We start from the raw sequence: 18820 nt of genomic DNA on the forward strand, positions 1-18820 counted from the left end.
GTGTTTTTTTCGATTGGAGATGCTACGTACTGGTATGAAGTGCATGGTGAAGGAAAACCACTTGTTTTACTCCATGGATTTACGGGTAGTAGCCAAACATGGCAGTCTTTTGTAAGCATATGGAAGCAGCATTGGCAAGTCATCACCGTGGATCTTCCTGGTCATGGAAAAACAACTGCAAACCATAAATCAATGGAAGCGTGCTGTAGCGATCTTGATTCGCTGTTAAAGTATTTAAATCTAAAATCTGTTCATCTGCTAGGTTATTCCATGGGTGGTAGAACAGCGATCGCTTTTGCAATGAATTATCCAGAAGCGGTAAAGAGCCTAATACTAGAAAGTACTTCTCCAGGTCTTGCAGATCCGATAGAGCGCAAACAACGAAAACAAGCGGACAATAAGTTGGCAACAAACTTGGAACAAAGGGGAATAAACTGGTTTGTTTCTTATTGGGAAAACATTCCCCTATTTATAACGCAACAAAAGTTACCAGTTTCTGTTCAAGATAGGATCCGTAAAGAACGCATGAGTCATTCAGCCTCAGGCTTAGCTGATTCCTTACGTTTTATGGGGACAGGAGCACAGGAATCATACTGGGACAAATTACCTCAGTTTGATAAACCTGTTTACCTACTAACGGGAAAGTTAGATCAAAAGTACTGCGAAATTATGGGGAAAATGGAACAAATCCTACCACATGCAGAACAAACCATCGTTTCTGACGCAGGACATGCAATTCACGTGGAGAAACCGAATATTTTTGGTAAAATAGTAACTGGATGTTTAAAGGGGTTATACTAAATGAATTACCTTTTTACTTTACATAGACATTAAAGGAGGAAGAAACATGGCAGTACAATGGGAAAAAGTAAGAGATTACGAAGAGATTTATTATGAAAAATATAACGGCATTGCTAAAGTAACTATCAATCGCCCCGAAAAGCGAAATGCATTTACGCCATTAACGGTGAATGAAATGATTGATGCATTTGCCGACGCTAGAGACGATTCAGACATTGGTGTCATTATTTTGGCTGGAGAAGGGGATAAGGCGTTTTGTTCTGGTGGTGATCAATCTGTTCGTGGACACGGCGGTTATGTAGGCAGTGACCAAATTCCAAGGTTAAATGTATTGGATTTACAACGTTTAATTCGCACCATTCCAAAGCCTGTCGTTGCAATGGTATCAGGTTATGCTATTGGTGGCGGTCATGTCCTTCATGTCGTATGTGACTTAACAATTGCCGCAGATAATGCTATTTTTGGTCAAACAGGGCCGAAAGTTGGTAGTTTTGATGCTGGCTATGGTGCTGGTTTACTTGCCAGAATGGTCGGTCATAAACGTGCACGAGAAATTTGGTATTTATGCCGTCAATACAATGCAGAAGAAGCTTATGAAATGGGCTTGGTTAATACCGTTGTTCCGTTGGAGAAGTTAGAAGAGGAAACGATTCAATGGTGTGAGGAAATGTTAGCTAAATCTCCAACGGCATTGCGTTTCTTAAAAGCTTCCTTCAATGCCGATACAGATGGTTTAGCTGGTTTGCAGCAAATGGGCGGAGATGCAACATTACTTTACTACACGACTGACGAGGCGAAAGAAGGAAGAGATGCGTTTAAAGAAAAAAGAAAACCCGATTTTAAAAAGTTTCCTCGTTTCCCTTAAATAAAATAGTTCAAAATAGAAGTTAACATTGGTGAACAAGGAAGATCTTGATTTTAAACGATTCTAACAAGACGGTATCTCATTGTAAAAAACCTTTGCTTAAAGTCGGAGCAAAGGTTTTTTACTGCAAATTGAAAAGAGGTGTTCAACATGCAAACGGTTATCCCGCATTGGTTAACGAAACAAGCGGACATATCCCCTGATCAAATAGCACTTCAGCTTTCAGATGGGAGCACACTTACATTCCAACAGTTAAAGGAACAAAGTCAGGACTATGCAAAAAAATTGGCTGGCTGGGGAGTAATGAAGGGGACACATGTTGCGGTGCTCTCCTCAAATCAGCCAACGATGGTGATTGCTATTCATGCGCTAAGCTATTTGGAAGCAGTGGTTGTCTTGTTAAACAGCAGATTGACGGGGGATGAGCTGACATATCAATTGAAAGACGCAGAAGTGTCATTTTTAATCTATACAGAAACATTAGCTGAACTAGCTGGGAAGTTGCCCGTTTCGAAAGCACTGTCCTTAACAGCGGTTGAGTGCCTTCAACCGGAAACCACAGATATTGCTACAGAAATTAATTTAGGTAAGCCGTTTACTATGATGTATACATCAGGAACAACAGGTTTTCCTAAAGGAGTTGTCCATACATATGGAAATCATTGGTGGAGTGCGATTGGAAGCGCACTTAATTTAGGTCTTCAGAGCGAAGACAAATGGTTGGCAGCATTGCCATTATTTCACGTTAGCGGATTATCGATTCTAATTCGAAGTGTCATTTATGGCATGCCTGTATACTTACTCGAGAAATTTGATAAACAGCGGGTACATCAAGCGATTATGACAAAAGGGATAACGATGGTATCAGTTGTAACCGTGATGCTGCAGCAGCTATTGGATGAGTTAGGGGGAAAGACGTACCCCGATTCACTAAGATGTATGTTGTTAGGCGGAGGACCTGCACCAAAGCCATTACTAGAACAGGCGAAGGAAAAGGGCGTCCCGGTTTTCCAGTCTTTTGGAATGACAGAAACTGCTTCGCAAATCGTGACATTAAATGCAGACGATGCATTGAAAAAAATTGGCTCTGCCGGAAAAGCTTTATTTCCAGCCCAAGTGAAGATTAACGCACCTGATGAGGATGGTGTAGGAGAAATCTATGTGAAAGGGCCGATGGTTACAGATGGGTACTATAAGAATCAAGCTGCAACAGAAAAGGCGATAATCGCAGGTTGGTTGGCTACAGGTGATTTAGGCTATTTGGATAAAGAAGGGTATTTATATGTTATCGATAGGCGTAACGATTTAATCATTTCAGGTGGTGAAAATGTATATCCTTCCGAAATAGAAAGCACGCTATTACGTTTTCCGGGAATTAAAGAGGCAGGCGTAACTGGAGCGGAAGATGCGAAATGGGGCGAGGTTCCGGTTGCATTTATTGTGACGGATCATGAAACCTACAATCAAGCAGAGCTTCAGGCTTTTTTAAACCGGCATTTAGCTGCTTATAAATGTCCAAAGCAAATTTATGAAGTGGATCGTTTGCCCCGGAACGCGTCAAATAAACTCGTACGTAGAGAATTAAAGAAACTATTGTAAAGAAAGACATGTAGCTTGTAGAGGTATCTTCATGTACCCTACAAGCTTTTTTTAACAGATAACAAAGTATAAAATGAGGTGCTTGGGGATAACGAAATAACCGATAGTTTGAAACCACCCATGGTGCTAAGTGTAAAAAATTTTATACATTTAATTCTTCGTTGTGAAGAATTATTTACAGATTATTAATATTAGCTTACCTTTACTTTATTAATTTAACTAACTCATTTTGTTTGTATTAATATTTAGAAAGTTACTAAAGTTGGCACTAAATTTGCTATAAAAGTAATATACAGAATAATAAGGAAATGGGGTGAAAAATATGCCAAATTTATTAGAAATAAAAAATTTAAAGACACATTTTGTTAGTAAAAAAAACACTGTACCTGCAGTTGATGGGGTTAGTTTATCGATAAAGCAAGGAGAAACGGTAGCAATTGTAGGGGAATCCGGCTGTGGTAAAAGCATAACATCTCTGTCCATTATGCAGCTTGTTCCTGAACCTAATGGCGAAATCGTTGGGGGAACGATTCTTTTTAATGGTAAAAACTTGCTTGAATGTACCGAAGAAGAAATGTGTCACGTTAGAGGCAAAGATGTTTCTATGATATTCCAAGATCCAATGACTTCTCTTAATCCAGTATTAACAATTGGCGAACAATTAATGGAAGTTGTGGTTCACCATCAAAAAAAATCGAAACAAGCAGCGTATGAAAGAGCAATATCATTGCTGAAAATGGTAGGGTTTTCCAATCCTGAAGATATCATGAAAAACTATCCTCATCGTCTGTCAGGTGGTATGAGGCAACGCGTGATGATTGCAATGGCAATGATATGTAACCCATCGCTGTTAATTGCAGATGAGCCAACAACCGCATTAGATGTGACTATCCAGGCGCAAATTATTGAACTAATGAAAGAACTAAATGACCAGTATGCTACCTCGATATTGTTGATTACTCATGATCTAGGGATTGTCTCTGAAATGGCAGAGAAGGTTGTCGTTATGTATGCTGGTCAAGTAGTTGAAGAAGCTTCAGTAGAGGAATTATTTAGTAACGCTTTACATCCATATACAGAAGGTTTAATACGATCTATTCCGGTAATGGAAGGGGAGAGAAAAGAGCTTTACTCCATACCTGGAAACGTCCCTTCCCCAGAAGATTTTCCAGATCATTGCCGTTTTGCTACTCGTTGCTCGAAAGCTTTCGCACGTTGCTTTCAAGGACAGCCGAATCTCATTCAACAAACAGAAACGCAATTTGTACGTTGTTTCTTATACGAGGAATAAAGGTGGGGGATTATGGTTTATTCACAAACAAAAACAAACATGGAAAAGCAGGATCATTTGAAAAGCTTATTACAAGTAGTGAACTTGAAAAAATATTTTCCAATGAAGCAAGGTGTTTTATTAAAAACCAAACAATATATTAAAGCTGTTGACGATATTAGCTTAATCATAAACAAAGGGGAGACAGTTGGAATTGTAGGTGAGTCAGGGTGCGGTAAATCAACCTTAGGAAGAACTTTAATTCGCTTACACAAGCCAACAGAAGGAAAAATATTCTACAAAGGGCAGGACATTACGAGTGCATCAGAAGATACACTGCGAAAAAGCATTCGTAAAGAAATCCAAATGATTTTTCAAGACCCTTATGCCTCGTTGAACCCAAGAAAAACATTGAAAAAAACAATTATAGAGCCACTGCATGCGCACAGAATTTTCCTGAAATCGATCGATCGCTTAAATCGAGTGAAGGAACTGTTAGAAACAGTCGGTCTAGATGCTATTCATATGAACCGTTATCCTCATGAGTTTTCAGGAGGGCAAAGGCAACGGATCGGAATAGCAAGGGCGTTAGCGTTACAGCCAGAAGTAGTCATAGCGGACGAAGCTGTATCAGCATTAGATGTGTCGATTCAGGCACAAATTATTAATCTCTTACAACGGCTGCAAACAGACCTTGGCTTAACATATATTTTTATTTCGCATGATTTAAGCGTGGTTAGACATATAAGTGATCGTGTAGCTGTCATGTATTTAGGAAAAATGATGGAGCTTGCTGCAACAGAACAACTATATGGAAATCCGGCTCACCCTTATACGCAAGCTTTACTATCAGCGGTACCTACAACAAAGGGGAGTAAAAAAGAAAGGATTGTTTTACAGGGGGAACTTCCAAACGCATCTTCGCCGCCATCAGGTTGTGTTTTTCATACGAGGTGCCCAATGGCAATGTCGATTTGTAAAGAAGTAGTTCCTGATGTTAAGGCGATTCAGCCAAATCATTATGTAGCCTGTCATTTATCCGATATTTAAGGTGTAAGACTCCGCTTTAGGAGTTGAATAATCTGTACGGCAACAAGTCTAAATGGGAGGTAACAGCACTTAAATATCCTATTTCGTAAGAGGTCATTAGGTCTAACCATTACGATACTAACAAGCAGTGGGAGGTGAATGAAAACACTTAATGGAAAATTCACTTTATATTCATAACGAAAAAACGGGACATAGTATTCTGTGATAAGGTGGTGACGATTCATATTCTCAATCTACTATTTACACTTTACAGGATAAATTTATGGAGGGATGACAAAAATGAAGAAGCTATCATATTTACTAAGTTTCATTGTCTTTCTTATTGTTTTGTCCGCTTGTAATGTAGAAGATCCGGAGGGAAAAACAGATGAAGCAGAGGCGAAAAGCAATCAACAAGCTGGAGGAGATTTAATAATTGGAACAACTGGTTCGCCTACGTTATTTAACCCTTTTTATTCTACGGATACGACTAGTATGACAATAGAAGGTTTTATTTTTAGTGGACTAATAACGGTGGATAGGGAGTTTAATCTTGAAGGTGACTTAGCAGAGGATTGGGAGCACTCAGAGGATGGAAAGACGTGGACTTTTTATTTACGAGAAGATGTGAAATGGCATGATGGAGAAGATTTTACAGCTGATGACGTTGTATTTACGTATCAAATTCCCATAGATGAAAATTACAACGGACCACGCGGGTATACGTATGAAAAAATAAAAGCAGTTAAGAAAATAGATGACTATACCGTTGAATTTACGCTAACACAGCCAAATGCACCTTTCTTAACGATTTCCATGCAAGCTGGAATTTTACCAGAGCATATTTTAGGCGATCTACCGATTGAAGAACTAGGAGAAAATAAATTTAATACAAAAGAACCTATTGGTACAGGTCCATATGTATTTGAAGAGTGGGCGGATGGAGAATATATAAAACTCCATGCATTTGATGAGTATCATTTAGGTAAACCAAATATTGATACGCTTACTTATAAAATTGTACCAGATGCAAATGCTTTAATGGCGCAACTACAGTCTGGTGATATTAATTTCACAGGAGTAAACGAGCAAAATGTAGAGGTAGCTACTGAATTAGATGAAAAAGGCATCATTACGCTACAATCTGGTCCAAGTAACTCTTGGGAATATGTTATTTGGAATTTAAGAAATCCATTATTTGAAGAGAAAAAAGTGCGACAAGCCCTTTCGCATGCAATTGATAGAGAATCTATATTAGAAGCTGTGCTGCAGGGAGAAGGGGAGGTAGCTTATGGTCCTGGAAGTCCAGCTAACTGGGCATTTAATCCCGATGTCCCAAGATATGAATATGATCCAGCTAAAGCTGAAGCTTTGCTTCATGAAGCAGGTTGGGAAAAGAGTGATAATGGAGTACTAGAAAAAGATGGCACCCCTTTTTCATTTACTATTAAAACGAGTCAAAGCGATACTCGTGAAGATATAGCGGTTGTTCTTCAACAGCAGCTAGAATCTATTGGGATACAAACAGATGTGGAAGTGATGGAATGGAGTGCATTTGTAGAAGATACTGGACCACCGAATTGGAATTTTGATGCTCAAGTATCTGGAATGTCAATAGGTAGTGACCCAGACCCAAGCTACTTTTGGCATTCAAAAGAAATTGAAAATGGTTTGAACTATAGCGCATACTCAAATCCGGATGTAGATAAGCTGTTAGATGAAAATACAAGAGTGCTAGACCAGGAAAAAAGAGCCGAGATTATTAAGCAGGCAGATGCAATGGTGGCAGAGGATCAGCCTGTATCATTCCTGTATTATCCTAATTCCCATCTTGCTCACAGTCCCAATTTAGAAGGTCCGGTAGTTAATGCCGCAAATACGTACTATAAGCTGCATGAATGGAAATTTACGGAATAAGGGAGGAAGTGTTTTCCTCTTTCCGTTTTATCCCGTGTATAAGGGGCTGTAAGTCTCCTACTACAGGAGTTGGATAAATCTGTATTGCAATAAGTCTAAGTGAGAGATAATAGAACCTAACTATCTTATTTCATAAGCGGTCTTTTAGGTCATACCATTACGTACTAACAAGCCGTGGGTGGTGAAGGATCCCCACTGATTGAAAATTCACTTCGTTTCGTATGTAACACTTATTCTATTTATTAGTTAAAGAGATTTTGTTTACATGCAGAAACATAATAAAAAGCAACTTGCAGAATAAATAAACTGGATTGAGATGATGATAAGAGGAGGGGAAGAATGGGGGCGTACATTCTTAGACGTGCATTAATGACAATACCTTTATTATTCGGAATAACCGTACTAGCATTTGGGATTATGCAATTAGCTCCAGGTGACCCGTCCACCATGCTCATTGACCCAAGAATTAGAGCGGAGGATATGCAGCCTTATATTGAAAAATATGGCTTAGACGAGCCTGTGCATGTACAGTATGTGAAATGGCTTGGTGCAATGATTCAAGGCGATTTTGGTACTTCTTTACTTCGCCAAGGTGTATCAGTAAGCGAATTGATCATGGCTAGATTGCCAAATACATTGTTACTAATGGTTGTATCTACACTGATTGCGGTAATTATTTCTGTCCCCTTTGGGATTATTTCTGCGAGCAAGCCCTATTCTTTAACTGATTACTCCATCACATTCGTATCCTTTTTAGGTCTGGCTACGCCAAATTTTTGGATAGGGTTAGTTTTAATCATGTTTTTATCTGTCCAGTTAGGCTGGTTTCCAACAGGTGGAGTTTCGACTTTAGGTGCTGATTTTAGTGTTTGGGATCGTTTACACCATTTGGTGCTTCCTTCTATTGTATTGGCTACAGCCGATATGGCGGGGTTAACGCGTTATACACGTTCGAGTATGCTTGAAGTGCTAAAACAAGACTATATCCGTACAGCAAGGGCAAAAGGATTTAGGCAAACAAAAGTGGTTTTTAAACACGGTGTCCGAAACGGTTTGATTCCAATCATCACTATTTTTGGCTTGATGCTTCCATCCTTTATAGGTGGTTCGGTAATTGTCGAAAGTATTTTCGCATGGCCTGGTATTGGGTTATTGTTTATGGACGCAGCATTTCAACGAGATTACCCGGTCATTATGGCAATTACAGTAATTGTTGCCACATTAGTTGTCATTGGGAACTTAATTGCAGATATCTTATATGCTATTTTTGATCCGAGAATTGAGTATTAAGGGGGGAGTGATAAATTCATGATACAAACGCAAAATACGTTAAAGCGAAAACCCTCTATGAAACAACCTAAACCAGATCAGCAAATTAAATCAAAGCCAGAAACGCTAGCTAAAATAATGTGGGAGAAATTTATGCAAAATAAGCTCGCTTTAATCGGTGTTATTATTTTGATTATGATCATTGCAGCTGCATTACTTGCTCCATTATTAGCAACTCATCATCCAGATGAACAGTTTTTAACGGATCGACTTGCACCTCCAGGAAGTGAATATTGGCTTGGAACAGATACGTTAGGACGTGATTTGTATAGTCGAATGCTGTACGGCGCACAAATTTCTTTATTAGTTGGCTTTGCCTCTGTTACAGGTTCTATTTTTATTGGAACGGTTGTTGGAGCAGTAGCCGGGTATTATGGTGGCAAACTAGATGCTCTTTTGATGCGAATTGTAGATGTGGTAATCTCTTTTCCTAGTATGTTTTTACTTATTACGTTAGTAACAATTATTGATCCCAGTCTGTACACGCTTATTTTAATTTTTGCATTATTTGGGTGGACAGGAACTGCTAGACTTGTTCGGGGGGAATTTTTAACTTTACGAACAAGGGAGTATGTATTAGCAGCACGAACAATGGGCATTCGCAATATACGAATTATATTTTCACATATTTTGCCAAATGCAATGGGTCCAATTATCGTCGCCGCTACGTTAGGAATAGGAGGAGTTATCCTTGCTGAATCAGCTCTAAGCTATTTAGGTCTAGGCGTTCAGCCGCCGACCGCAAGCTGGGGAAATATGCTGCAAGACGCTCAAGGGCTATCCGTCATGAAGAATGCTTGGTGGTACCCATTAATCCCTGGTTTGATGATATTAATTACAGTACTTTCGTTTAATTTTGTTGGGGATGGGTTAAGGGATGCTTTAGATTCTCGAGTAATCAGAAAATAATCAAACGAACAATACTAGTCTTCTATTTGGATTGGTATTGTTTGTTGTTTTGGTAGCTAATTCATCTACTTTGTTCTAAGATAAGAACATATAAAATGAGGTGCTTGGGGATAATGAAATAACCGGATAGTCACGTCCGGCCTCATCGCCCTGCAACGAGGTGGCTTTAGAAATGCGCCCTCCGATAAGGCATCATCGGTTCGTTACAAAGAGGGAAGGCCGACTAAAAACGGGCTTGCCGCTTAGGCATCGGCATACCCCTGTTTTTAGTGGCATGAATCCTTTATCTTTCGTTGATTCGTTCCATTCGCTACGTTGCTAAACGGGAGCCTACGCCTTTATTCGTACGAAAGGATTATGTCGAACTGCTTAAATAAAAATGTATAGATGTCTGTTTGTTCTTCGATAATTTTTGCAGTCGGTTTTCCTAGACCGTGACCAGCATTTTTTTCTGTTCGCAATAAAATGGGATGAGCCCCTGCTTGTGCTTCTTGTAATGTTGCAGTAAATTTCTTTGCATGTAATGGTGCGACTCTATCGTCTGTATCGGCAGTTGTAATAAGAGTAGCAGGATAGTGGGTCCCTCGTATTACATTATGCAGCGGAGAATACTTATACATAAATTGAAAATGCGCTGCGTTCTTTTCTGCATTGCCAAATTCGGTTGTCCAAAATCGCCCGACTGTAAAGCGGTGAAATCTGAGCATATCTGTGACAGGTACGAGGCATAAAGCGGCGCCAAACAGTTCTGGCCGTTGCGTTATACATGCTCCTACTAATAGGCCTCCATTACTGCCTCCCATGATAGCAAGTTTGTTAGGATTCGTATATTTTTGATTCATTAGCCGCTCTGCCGCAGCGATAAAATCATCAAACACATGTTGCTTTTTTTCAAGTATGCCGTCTAAATGCCAAGCTTCCCCATATTCACCTCCACCTCTTAAATTTGCAACAGCATACACCCCTCCAGCTTCTAACCAGAGCTGCTGAAAAGGAGAAAAGGTAGGAGTAAGACTAATGTTATATCCGCCGTATCCATATAGGAGTGTGGGATGGTCTCCGTTAAGCTTCATTCCTTTTTTATGGGTGATAAACATAGGGATCATTGTACCATCTTTGGATGGATAGAAAACTTGTTTGGTTTCAAATTTTTTTGACAATACCGGTTCAGATGCATGAAAAATTGGACACATCTTACCCTGTTTGAAATCATAGCGAATAATTTGGGCAGGATGTAAAAATGATGCATACTGGATAAATAATTCTGTTGCATGTTTGCTTCCTTGCATGTCAGTAATGGTAATATATTTCGGTAAATGGAGTTCTTTTTGAAACTTTCCTGTGTCACTATACAAAAGTAATTTGTGATAGGCATGATGTAAATAAACAACGGCAAATTGATGATTAATCCATTTTAGTTGGGAAATCGCGTCTTCTTTTTCTGGAATAATAACTTCCCAGTTTTCTTTTTCCGGGTGGTTCAGATTAATCGCTACTAATTTACCTTTCGGTGCATGATGATTCGTATATACATAGAAAATATCTCCCTTATTTCCGATAAATGAATAATAATCTTTTCCGTCCGACACGAGTGGAAAAAATGCTCCGTTACTATCTAAAGTCCGATAGTAGAGTTTACTTTTTGGCTCGGTCCCATTATAAACTTTTAAAATTAAATATTTATTATCGTCTGAGACTTCGGGAAGAAAAGATAGTTCTTTTTCGGTTTTGTCTTCGTAAATTAGGATATCTTCTTCTTGATTTGTTCCAATATTGTGCCAATAAACGGCGTTATAATAGCCTTTTTCATTGGAGTGAACAGATTTTTGATCAGGGTACCGGTTGTAAAAAAAGCCGTTCACATCTTTTCTCCAGGCAATATTGCTAAATTTGCACCATTTTAACTGTTCTGGATACTCTTCCAGAGTAGTTAAATCGATTATTCTGAACTCCTGCCAGTCACTCCCGTTAAAGGATAGAGCGTAGGCCAGTAAGGTTCCATCGTAATTAAAGGTTATATTCGTTATTGCTGTCGTTCCGTCCTTATCGTATTGATTCAGATCAATAACTGTTTCTGGGTTAGTAAGTTCGTGTATATCCATCGTTCGGTATAGAATAGGTTGATTTTGTAAACCATCATTTTTAAAAAAATAATAATAGTCGCCTTTCCTTTGCGGGGGAGAATATTTTGGATAGTTCATAAGCTTTGTTAACTTCTTTTTTATCTTATTTCGGTCTTTATAGGAATCAAAATAGTTTCTGGTCATGTTGTTTTGGTAAGCAGTCCACTCCTTAGTTTCCTTTAATGTTTCATCTTCGAGCCAACGGTAAGGATCTGGAACAGAAACACCGTGATAGATTTCTACTGTGTTATCTTTTCTGATGATCAATTAAAATTCCTCCTTTTCCATATTTGAAATTTAGAAGCAACTTTTATGCCAATTTATTAACGTTTAATATAGAACGCTATACATGATTGTCAAACTTTAAGCTCACAAATGGAAATGAGTTCAATTTGTTTATGTTCAATATTTCACAAATATCTATAGAAAATACCAGCATGCTAGTATATAATTAAATTGTCCTAATAAAATATAATTTTGGGGGTTGCTAATATGGCTAAATCTATTTTTAAAGCCACTGCTCACTTGCAAGATGGCGTTCAAGTGAAAGTAAAATCGAGAACTTTTGAGATCACTGTAGATGAGCCTAAAAATTTAGGCGGTACAGATACGGGAATGAATCCTGTTGAATTAATACTTGGCGCTCTTGGAGCTTGCCAGGCAATAGTCGCACGTGTTTTTGCTAAGAAGTTTCAAATCGAATTCAGTGACTTCTGGGTAGAACTAGAAGGGGATTTAGATCCAGATGGTTTTATGCACAAAGCCGATGTACGAAAAGGCTACTCGGAAATCCGTTACAATATTCATATTAAAACGGATGCATCCAAAGAGAAAGTAGAAGAATTCGTTGCTTTTATTGAAGACACATGCCCAGTTGGCGACACGCTGGCAAACCCAGTCAATATGAAGTTAAATAATATCATTATTGAATAATTGAAGTTTTGTTAAGAACAAGGGCAGGAAGTTTATTCTGTCTTTGTTTTTTTATGTACTAAAAATACGCTAGTTACTACATGTCGCATGTTTTAAAACCTCTAAGATAAACGTACGTAATACCTTTACTTATTTATACCCGCTAAATGTAACCTACGTTCGTATATATCTAGCAAACAGCGGGGGAAAAGAAAAGCTTTACTAGCTAACGTCTCTCTTTCATCATTTTCTATTCTTTCGTAAACAGTTGACTTATTTATATAATATATGTAATATATATTTAACATAATGTTAGATATATTTTTCTTTTGGTGGTGTGACATGGTTAATAAAATAAAGCTAGCTCGAATTGAAAAAGGATTAACACAAGCTCAACTTGCTAAAAGAGTCAATGCGACTCGACAAACGATCGGACTGATTGAAAAAGGGGAGTATAATCCAAGTTTAAACCTTTGTATTGCCATCGCTAAGGAGTTAGAAAAGACGTTAAATGACTTATTTTGGGAGGAATCGTAAATGAAACACTCATTTCTACATGTTTTTTTACCAAAAGATGAATATAAGCGTATGAGGGTGGTTGGATTTTTAGCTGAAGCAGCAGTAATGGTGGCGGTTATGTTAATTTTAACTGTATTCATAAGTAGCTGGTTTGATTGGAGCTTAGATAGCATGGTTTTAGCATTTGCAGCTTTTGGTTTTATCGTAATATACACCTATTTACGTTATATTTTATCAGGTATTGAATTTACAGATGTGGTTAGTAAAGACAACTATTTTAAAACAAAAATAAAGATACGAAAAAGAGCAACTAAATTCGGAGCGATTTTTTTTATTGTATTACTTTTGACTAGAGGTATCCCCAATAGTTGGAGCGTTTTTTTCGAGATATTAGGTCTCTCCGTTTTTGCTTTTATACTTATGCTTATTTTTGATCGGCTTTCATTAAAAAAATCATACGAGAAAAATAAAGATTTACTTGAATAAAATATGATTGTGATATAACTATATTAACTCTAAAGACAAATAAAGCACTAATTTAGCATGGAATATACGTAGACTCTGCTCAGAAAAAAAGGCATAGGTAAATCCGGCAGGGTGAACTTAAGTAGGTAAAATGAGAAATGCACATCAAGTATTTCATTCTGTTCAACCTATGATCAGTTGAGGTTGAAGATTTCCTCTCTGATTACATATGCCCCATTATCCCGTATGTAAGATGCTGTAAGACTCCCGCTTCAGGAGGAGTTGGATAAATCTCTACTGTACAAGTCTAAAGCGGGAGACAACAGCACCTAAATGCCCTATTATTTCGTAAGTATCCTTCAGTCATACCATTATGCTCCTAACAAGCCGGAGAGGAATAATGGAACTCCCACTGATTTAAACATTCACTTTATGAGGAAGTGTAGATGATTATAGAGGGATACTATTCCTTTTTACCTATCCGGTTCTTCAAGTAAGTATATTTGGAGGCAATCCCTTAAAATGGACTTTTCAGGAAGACGAAATTAGAATAAAAGTATCTGTAATGAATTGGGGTGATGTTTTGAGCATCGTAGGAGAAAAATTAGGGACACAGTCCGTTAAAAAAAGCTTTTTTCAATATTTCCTGCCGACTATTTTAGGAATGATGCTTATGTCGGTGAATATCGTTATCGACGGTATCTTTGTTGGAAATGGTGTAGGTCCCCTTGCATTAGCAAGTGTAAATATAGCTGTTCCTGTATTCTCCATTATTATTTCCATTTCCTTATTAATCGGCGTTGGAGGTGGAACCTTATATTCCATTGCCGTTGGAGCAGGGGATAAGGAGAAGGCGAAGAGATTATACACCACCTCTTTTGTACTACTAACGGTAATAACTATCTTTATTGGCATTATTGGTCTAGTGTTTATCGAACCATTAGCCAAACTTTTTGGGGCAAATACTGAAACATTACCATACGCTCTAGACTATATGCGCATCATGTTTATATTTTCATTAATTTTAGCCTGGGAAGTATGCTTGAGTATTTTTGTACGTAATGACGGGGACCCACAATTAGCGATGGCTGGTTTAATTGTTTCTGCCATTGTTAATATTGTTCTTAATTATCTTATGATTTTTATTCTAGAGTGGGAAGTTACCGGCGCCGCTATTGCTACCTCAGTGGCTACACTGGTTGGATTACTTATCTATACACTTCATTTTTTGAAAAAGGGATCTGGTTTAAAGTTTACAAAAATAATCTGGAAAAAGGACGATTTGAAACAAATTAGTGCTATTGGACTTCCTAGCTTTTTATCAGAAGCAGGGATTGGTATATTTGTAATGGGATATAACATTGCTATTGCGCATTATGCCGGAACAAATGGACTAGCCGCATTTTCGGTTATTAATTATTTGCATACGTTTATGTTACTCGCTTTTATTGGCATTGGATCGTCCATTCAACCGATGATTAGTTATTATTATGGGGCAAAAAAATTCACCTCGATCAAAGAAACAGTGAAAATTGCTGAAATAACCGGATTTCTGCTTGGTAGTTTCTTTTTAGTGATTGGTTATTTAGGTGCTGAGTTGCTCGTTTCGATTTTTGGGGTGGCAACAAGCGAGATTAAAAACCTTGCTGTAAGAGGAATAAAGCTGTTTTTCCTAGGGTATTTATTTATGGGAGTGAATTTTATTTATATGACCTATTATCAGTCGATTGGCTACGTCCGTCCATCTGTTGGGATTACCGTATTTCGAGGCTTCATACTATTGATTGCAATGCTGTTTATTTTGCCTCTGGTTTTAGGAACTAATGGTGTTTGGCTTGCACTACCAGTATCAGAAACGATTGTAGCACTTGTGCTTTTAGTTATAGCTCGAAAAGGAGTTATGCGTAATCAATTCGACTCTAGAGGCTTTTAGGTTTTTAAAACATTAGCATGCATTTACTTGACCATGAAATACACTCGCTCTTAGCAGCGAGTTTTTTAATTTATTAGCAAAATAAGCTGTCAAAAAGTAGCTTCTGAATGAAGTTTCACTTTATCATACATGGTTCCATTAATAAAAGAAATACTAAATGATTAGGAGGTGTTAGCTGTGGAAAAACAAAAATATTATGTCCAAATGGGTTCTGGAGAAATATCTCGCGTAAAGTATCATAATAATGACGAATTTGTTATATATGCTACCGAAGAGGATATTGTTCAATTGAGGGAAGCCTTTAATGAGGCTAATTCTGCTGGAATACGTACTTTCTTTAGGGCACATATTCCGATAGTTCCTTATCATAACGATTCATCGAATGATGAATACGATAGTAATATGGCTAAAGCCTATCAGCTTGTACATGATTTAGGAGATGAACAAACCAAAGCACATATTGCAGCCATGGGAATTTTAGAAAATAAATCTTGATCGTAACAGGGTTCATACTATGCAATAGACGAAATTTTATGAGTAAAGGCATTTTCAATGTAGGTATAATTATATTGCATCGTAGACCACAAAATTAGATAGTTGTGGATAGCGCAATAACCGATTAGCTATGCAACTATGTGATTTCACGAAACCATCCTCTAATATGTCATTATCGGTTCGCTGTCTCACCGTGATTCGTTTATGTTCGTTTTTTCCATTCACTACTTGTTAAACGCGCGCCTGCGCTTTTGTTGGAGGTCGTTCTATAGGATTTCTATTCATCCTATAGGGCTTTACTTCAACTTCTATTTGTAAATATAAGTGGATAACAAAACGAGTAACTCGAGATGAAAAATTAAGCCTGTGCTATAAGACTCCAAAATCTTTATTGTAACCAGTTTGGAACAGCACCTAACCAACCCCATAAGATATCTGTAGATCATACCATTATGATACAAAGCAATCAGTCGGAATAAGTAAAATGACATTGGTGGAAGCTTCCCTTTATATTCCATTACCTCTGTATCAAAATTCTTTGATGTGAGCTTAGGTTTATTTTCTGCTTGGAACAGGAATAGACTAATAAGGAAAAGGAGAGCATGTTCACATAAAAGGAGGCTTCCATATGTTGAATAAACGATTCATATTGTATAGCTCTATCGTCCTTATATTTGTTATCATGATGTTATCCCTTGTTGTGTTCAAAATACAAACCCCGGCTGCGGCAGAAGAGGAAACGGTTAACTCAGCAAATGCTATAGCGGATTCAGAAATTAAACCATTAACCCACAAAAATGTGGTTAGCTTATCGAAAAAGTTTATGGATACATTGGTGCAACCTATTCATTCGAACTACCGTGTGAAGGCATTAGATTCCAAACAAGAATTATATGAAGTCTTTAGTTCTATTACCACACATTCGGTTGCGAAACCTTTTGTGGAGTATTACTATAAGGAAAAGAATGATGGCTTGTTCCTTCGACCGACAAATAAACCGGCGTGGTTTATAAAAGATGAATCATATGAGATGATAGAACAGGACGATAATCAAGTAAAGGTCATCCAAACAAATCAAACCGATTTTTATGGTACTTATACCATTGAGCTAGAATTTACTTTTGAAAATCAGTGGAAAATAACGAATATTGATTATCGTTAATGAAGTATTAGAAAAGGCGTTGAAGACAAGATGTTTACATTTAAAGATTATTACAAGAATAAAGTGAAGTTGTCCTTTGAAGATCAGCCCTTTTCAGAGCATCCGTTGCATGTTTGGGTCATATGTATTTATAAAGATAAATGGTTATTAACTGAACATAAGGAGCGGGGGATCGAATTCCCTGGTGGAAAAGTGGAAAAAGGGGAGAGTGCCAAAGAAGCCGCTATTAGGGAAGTGAAAGAAGAAACAGGAGGAATTGTTAAACAAATAAACTATATTGGTCAGTATTTCGTCTCTGGGAAATCGGAAAATGTAATTAAAAATGTTTATTTTGCAACCGTGTCCTCATTAGAAAAACAAGCAACCTATTATGAAACAAATGGTCCCGTTTTATTAGAAACTCTTCCTAGCGATATAGAGCACCGAGAAGAATTTAGTTTTATGATGAAAGATGGGGTACTGAAATATTGTTTATCACATTTAAAACGATTATGATGAACGCATACTAGAGAATAGCTGCGAACATTAAATAAGTTATTGTTGTGCACTAATGGAATACTTAAATGGTGCCGATCGAAGCTAAGGAAAAATGTGCTGAATTCAAGCTTAACGACTTACCTAAATTTGAACCTATGCCGTAGTGGAAATTCTTTCTACGACATAGGTTCTTTTAAAAAACGATATAATCCTCTATTTAATTAACCAGTTCTCTATTCGCTCTACAAGCTTATACATAACAGCTGCAAAAAGAGCTATTAGCACTAGGCTCATCATGACAAGAGAAAAATCAAATACTTGGAAACCGTAAATAATTAAATAGCCTAATCCTTGTTTTGAAACGAGGAATTCTCCAACAATAACACCAACCCATGACAGTCCAACATTTACCTTCAAAGTAGAAATCATTGTGGGCATCGTTGCAGGGAAAACAGCGTGCTGAAACACTTGGCGTTTAGTGGCACCGAAACTTTTCAATACTTTTGCATAATTGGGGTCAACTTCATTAAACGCTGCATACACGACCAATGTAGTAATGATAACTGAGATAATCGCTCCCATTGCGATAATGGACACGTACCCAGGACCAAGTGCAACAATAATAATTGGGCCCAAGGCTACTTTAGGCATCGCATTTAAAATAACAAGATAAGGATCTAATATATTGGATAAGCGTTTAGAGAACCACAACGAAACAGCAAGAAATATACCTGCAATCGTTCCAATTAAAAAACCAGCTACCGTTTCTAATAAAGTGATCTGCATATGCTTGAGTAATGATCCATCTTGAAGTTTTTCTGCAATAACCTGATATATCGTTGTCGGAGAACTAAATAACAATGGGTCAACCCAATACAGGCGACTTGCCACTTCCCAAATCAAAATAAAACTGATTAGGATTAAAACCTGCCAAATAATCACTCGTTTTTTCTCTTTTCGGACAGAGGTTAAATAGTGTTGGAATAATCGATCATCGTCTTTTGTTTGTTTCATC

Annotated in this window: 17 protein-coding genes; 15 read left to right on the forward strand and 2 right to left on the reverse strand. The window is 37.7% G+C overall.

What is annotated here, in order from left to right; all coding sequences use genetic code 11:
• From menH to opp4C, 8 genes are all read left to right on the forward strand, one after another.
• The gene (menH, locus tag D1839_RS07295) at positions 1–801 is read left to right on the forward strand and encodes a 2-succinyl-6-hydroxy-2,4-cyclohexadiene-1-carboxylate synthase (protein ID WP_120379246.1); all 801 of its coding nucleotides are present in this window, start codon (positions 1–3) and stop codon (positions 799–801) included.
• A gap of 46 nt (positions 802–847) precedes the next feature.
• Positions 848–1666 (forward strand): 1,4-dihydroxy-2-naphthoyl-CoA synthase, encoded by an 819-nt coding sequence (gene menB / locus D1839_RS07300; RefSeq protein WP_120379247.1) that lies wholly within the window; start codon positions 848–850, stop codon positions 1664–1666.
• A gap of 150 nt (positions 1667–1816) precedes the next feature.
• Positions 1817–3265, forward strand: a complete 1449-nt coding sequence (locus D1839_RS07305) for an o-succinylbenzoate--CoA ligase (RefSeq protein ID WP_120379248.1) — start codon at positions 1817–1819, stop codon at positions 3263–3265.
• Positions 3266–3587: 322 nt separating this feature from the next.
• Positions 3588–4556, forward strand: a complete 969-nt coding sequence (locus D1839_RS07310; RefSeq protein ID WP_120379249.1) for an ABC transporter ATP-binding protein — start codon at positions 3588–3590, stop codon at positions 4554–4556.
• Between the two features lie 12 nt (positions 4557–4568).
• Positions 4569–5585 (forward strand): ABC transporter ATP-binding protein, encoded by a 1017-nt coding sequence (locus D1839_RS07315; protein WP_120379250.1) that lies wholly within the window; start codon positions 4569–4571, stop codon positions 5583–5585.
• Positions 5586–5864: 279 nt separating this feature from the next.
• Positions 5865–7481, forward strand: a complete 1617-nt coding sequence (locus D1839_RS07320; RefSeq protein WP_158589617.1) for a peptide-binding protein — start codon at positions 5865–5867, stop codon at positions 7479–7481.
• 339 nt (positions 7482–7820) lie between these two features.
• On the forward strand, positions 7821–8771 hold the full coding sequence (locus D1839_RS07325; RefSeq protein ID WP_120379252.1) for an ABC transporter permease: 951 nt from the start codon (positions 7821–7823) through the stop codon (positions 8769–8771).
• An 18-nt stretch (positions 8772–8789) separates the two neighbouring features.
• Positions 8790–9719 (forward strand): oligopeptide ABC transporter permease, encoded by a 930-nt coding sequence (gene opp4C / locus D1839_RS07330; protein ID WP_286164745.1) that lies wholly within the window; start codon positions 8790–8792, stop codon positions 9717–9719.
• A gap of 338 nt (positions 9720–10057) precedes the next feature.
• On the opposite strand, the gene D1839_RS07335 is transcribed toward opp4C, so the two are convergent.
• The gene (locus D1839_RS07335) at positions 10058–12109 is read right to left on the reverse strand and encodes a prolyl oligopeptidase family serine peptidase (protein WP_120379253.1); all 2052 of its coding nucleotides are present in this window, start codon (positions 12107–12109) and stop codon (positions 10058–10060) included.
• Positions 12110–12334: 225 nt separating this feature from the next.
• Here D1839_RS07335 and D1839_RS07340 point away from each other — a divergent pair, with 225 nt between their 5' ends.
• From D1839_RS07340 to ytkD, 7 genes are all read left to right on the forward strand, one after another.
• Positions 12335–12775, forward strand: coding sequence for an OsmC family protein (locus D1839_RS07340; protein ID WP_120379254.1), 441 nt, complete (start codon positions 12335–12337; stop codon positions 12773–12775).
• Positions 12776–13096: 321 nt separating this feature from the next.
• The gene (locus D1839_RS07345; RefSeq protein WP_120379255.1) at positions 13097–13291 is read left to right on the forward strand and encodes a helix-turn-helix transcriptional regulator; all 195 of its coding nucleotides are present in this window, start codon (positions 13097–13099) and stop codon (positions 13289–13291) included.
• Positions 13292–13759, forward strand: coding sequence for a hypothetical protein (locus tag D1839_RS07350; protein WP_120379256.1), 468 nt, complete (start codon positions 13292–13294; stop codon positions 13757–13759). It begins immediately after the preceding gene.
• A 562-nt stretch (positions 13760–14321) separates the two neighbouring features.
• Positions 14322–15671 (forward strand): MATE family efflux transporter, encoded by a 1350-nt coding sequence (locus D1839_RS07355; protein WP_120379284.1) that lies wholly within the window; start codon positions 14322–14324, stop codon positions 15669–15671.
• A 177-nt stretch (positions 15672–15848) separates the two neighbouring features.
• Entirely contained in the window at positions 15849–16166 is a 318-nt protein-coding gene (locus D1839_RS07360; RefSeq protein ID WP_120379257.1) for a hydrolase, read from the forward strand.
• Positions 16167–16794: 628 nt separating this feature from the next.
• Positions 16795–17328, forward strand: coding sequence for a hypothetical protein (locus D1839_RS07365; protein ID WP_120379258.1), 534 nt, complete (start codon positions 16795–16797; stop codon positions 17326–17328).
• A 30-nt stretch (positions 17329–17358) separates the two neighbouring features.
• Positions 17359–17823, forward strand: coding sequence for an RNA deprotection pyrophosphohydrolase (ytkD, locus tag D1839_RS07370; protein WP_120379259.1), 465 nt, complete (start codon positions 17359–17361; stop codon positions 17821–17823).
• A gap of 195 nt (positions 17824–18018) precedes the next feature.
• Here ytkD and D1839_RS07375 read toward each other — a convergent pair whose 3' ends face one another.
• Positions 18019–18819: an ABC transporter permease gene (locus D1839_RS07375; protein ID WP_120379260.1), complete on the reverse strand. Its 801-nt coding sequence runs from the start codon at positions 18817–18819 to the stop codon at positions 18019–18021.
• Position 18820: the final 1 nt, after the last annotated feature.

Origin of the sequence: Roseburia sp. 1XD42-34, assembly GCF_009917385.1 — a bacterium.
Taxonomy (GTDB): Bacteria; Bacillota; Bacilli; order Bacillales; family Amphibacillaceae; genus Virgibacillus.

What these genes read in the sequence shown, in the direction of transcription:
- D1839_RS07340 (WP_120379254.1), top strand. Translation starts at nt 12,335, where the DNA reads ATGGCTAAATCTATTTTTAAAGCCACTGCTCACTTGCAAGATGGCGTT.
- opp4C (WP_286164745.1), top strand. Translation starts at nt 8,790, where the DNA reads ATGATACAAACGCAAAATACGTTAAAGCGAAAACCCTCTATGAAACAA.
- D1839_RS07345 (WP_120379255.1), top strand. Translation starts at nt 13,097, where the DNA reads ATGGTTAATAAAATAAAGCTAGCTCGAATTGAAAAAGGATTAACACAA.
- D1839_RS07350 (WP_120379256.1), top strand. Translation starts at nt 13,292, where the DNA reads ATGAAACACTCATTTCTACATGTTTTTTTACCAAAAGATGAATATAAG.
- D1839_RS07325 (WP_120379252.1), top strand. Translation starts at nt 7,821, where the DNA reads ATGGGGGCGTACATTCTTAGACGTGCATTAATGACAATACCTTTATTA.
- menB (WP_120379247.1), top strand. Translation starts at nt 848, where the DNA reads ATGGCAGTACAATGGGAAAAAGTAAGAGATTACGAAGAGATTTATTAT.
- D1839_RS07315 (WP_120379250.1), top strand. Translation starts at nt 4,569, where the DNA reads ATGGTTTATTCACAAACAAAAACAAACATGGAAAAGCAGGATCATTTG.
- D1839_RS07305 (WP_120379248.1), top strand. Translation starts at nt 1,817, where the DNA reads ATGCAAACGGTTATCCCGCATTGGTTAACGAAACAAGCGGACATATCC.
- ytkD (WP_120379259.1), top strand. Translation starts at nt 17,359, where the DNA reads ATGTTTACATTTAAAGATTATTACAAGAATAAAGTGAAGTTGTCCTTT.
- D1839_RS07320 (WP_158589617.1), top strand. Translation starts at nt 5,865, where the DNA reads ATGAAGAAGCTATCATATTTACTAAGTTTCATTGTCTTTCTTATTGTT.
- D1839_RS07375 (WP_120379260.1), bottom strand. Translation starts at nt 18,819, where the DNA reads ATGAAACAAACAAAAGACGATGATCGATTATTCCAACACTATTTAACC.
- D1839_RS07365 (WP_120379258.1), top strand. Translation starts at nt 16,795, where the DNA reads ATGTTGAATAAACGATTCATATTGTATAGCTCTATCGTCCTTATATTT.
- D1839_RS07310 (WP_120379249.1), top strand. Translation starts at nt 3,588, where the DNA reads ATGCCAAATTTATTAGAAATAAAAAATTTAAAGACACATTTTGTTAGT.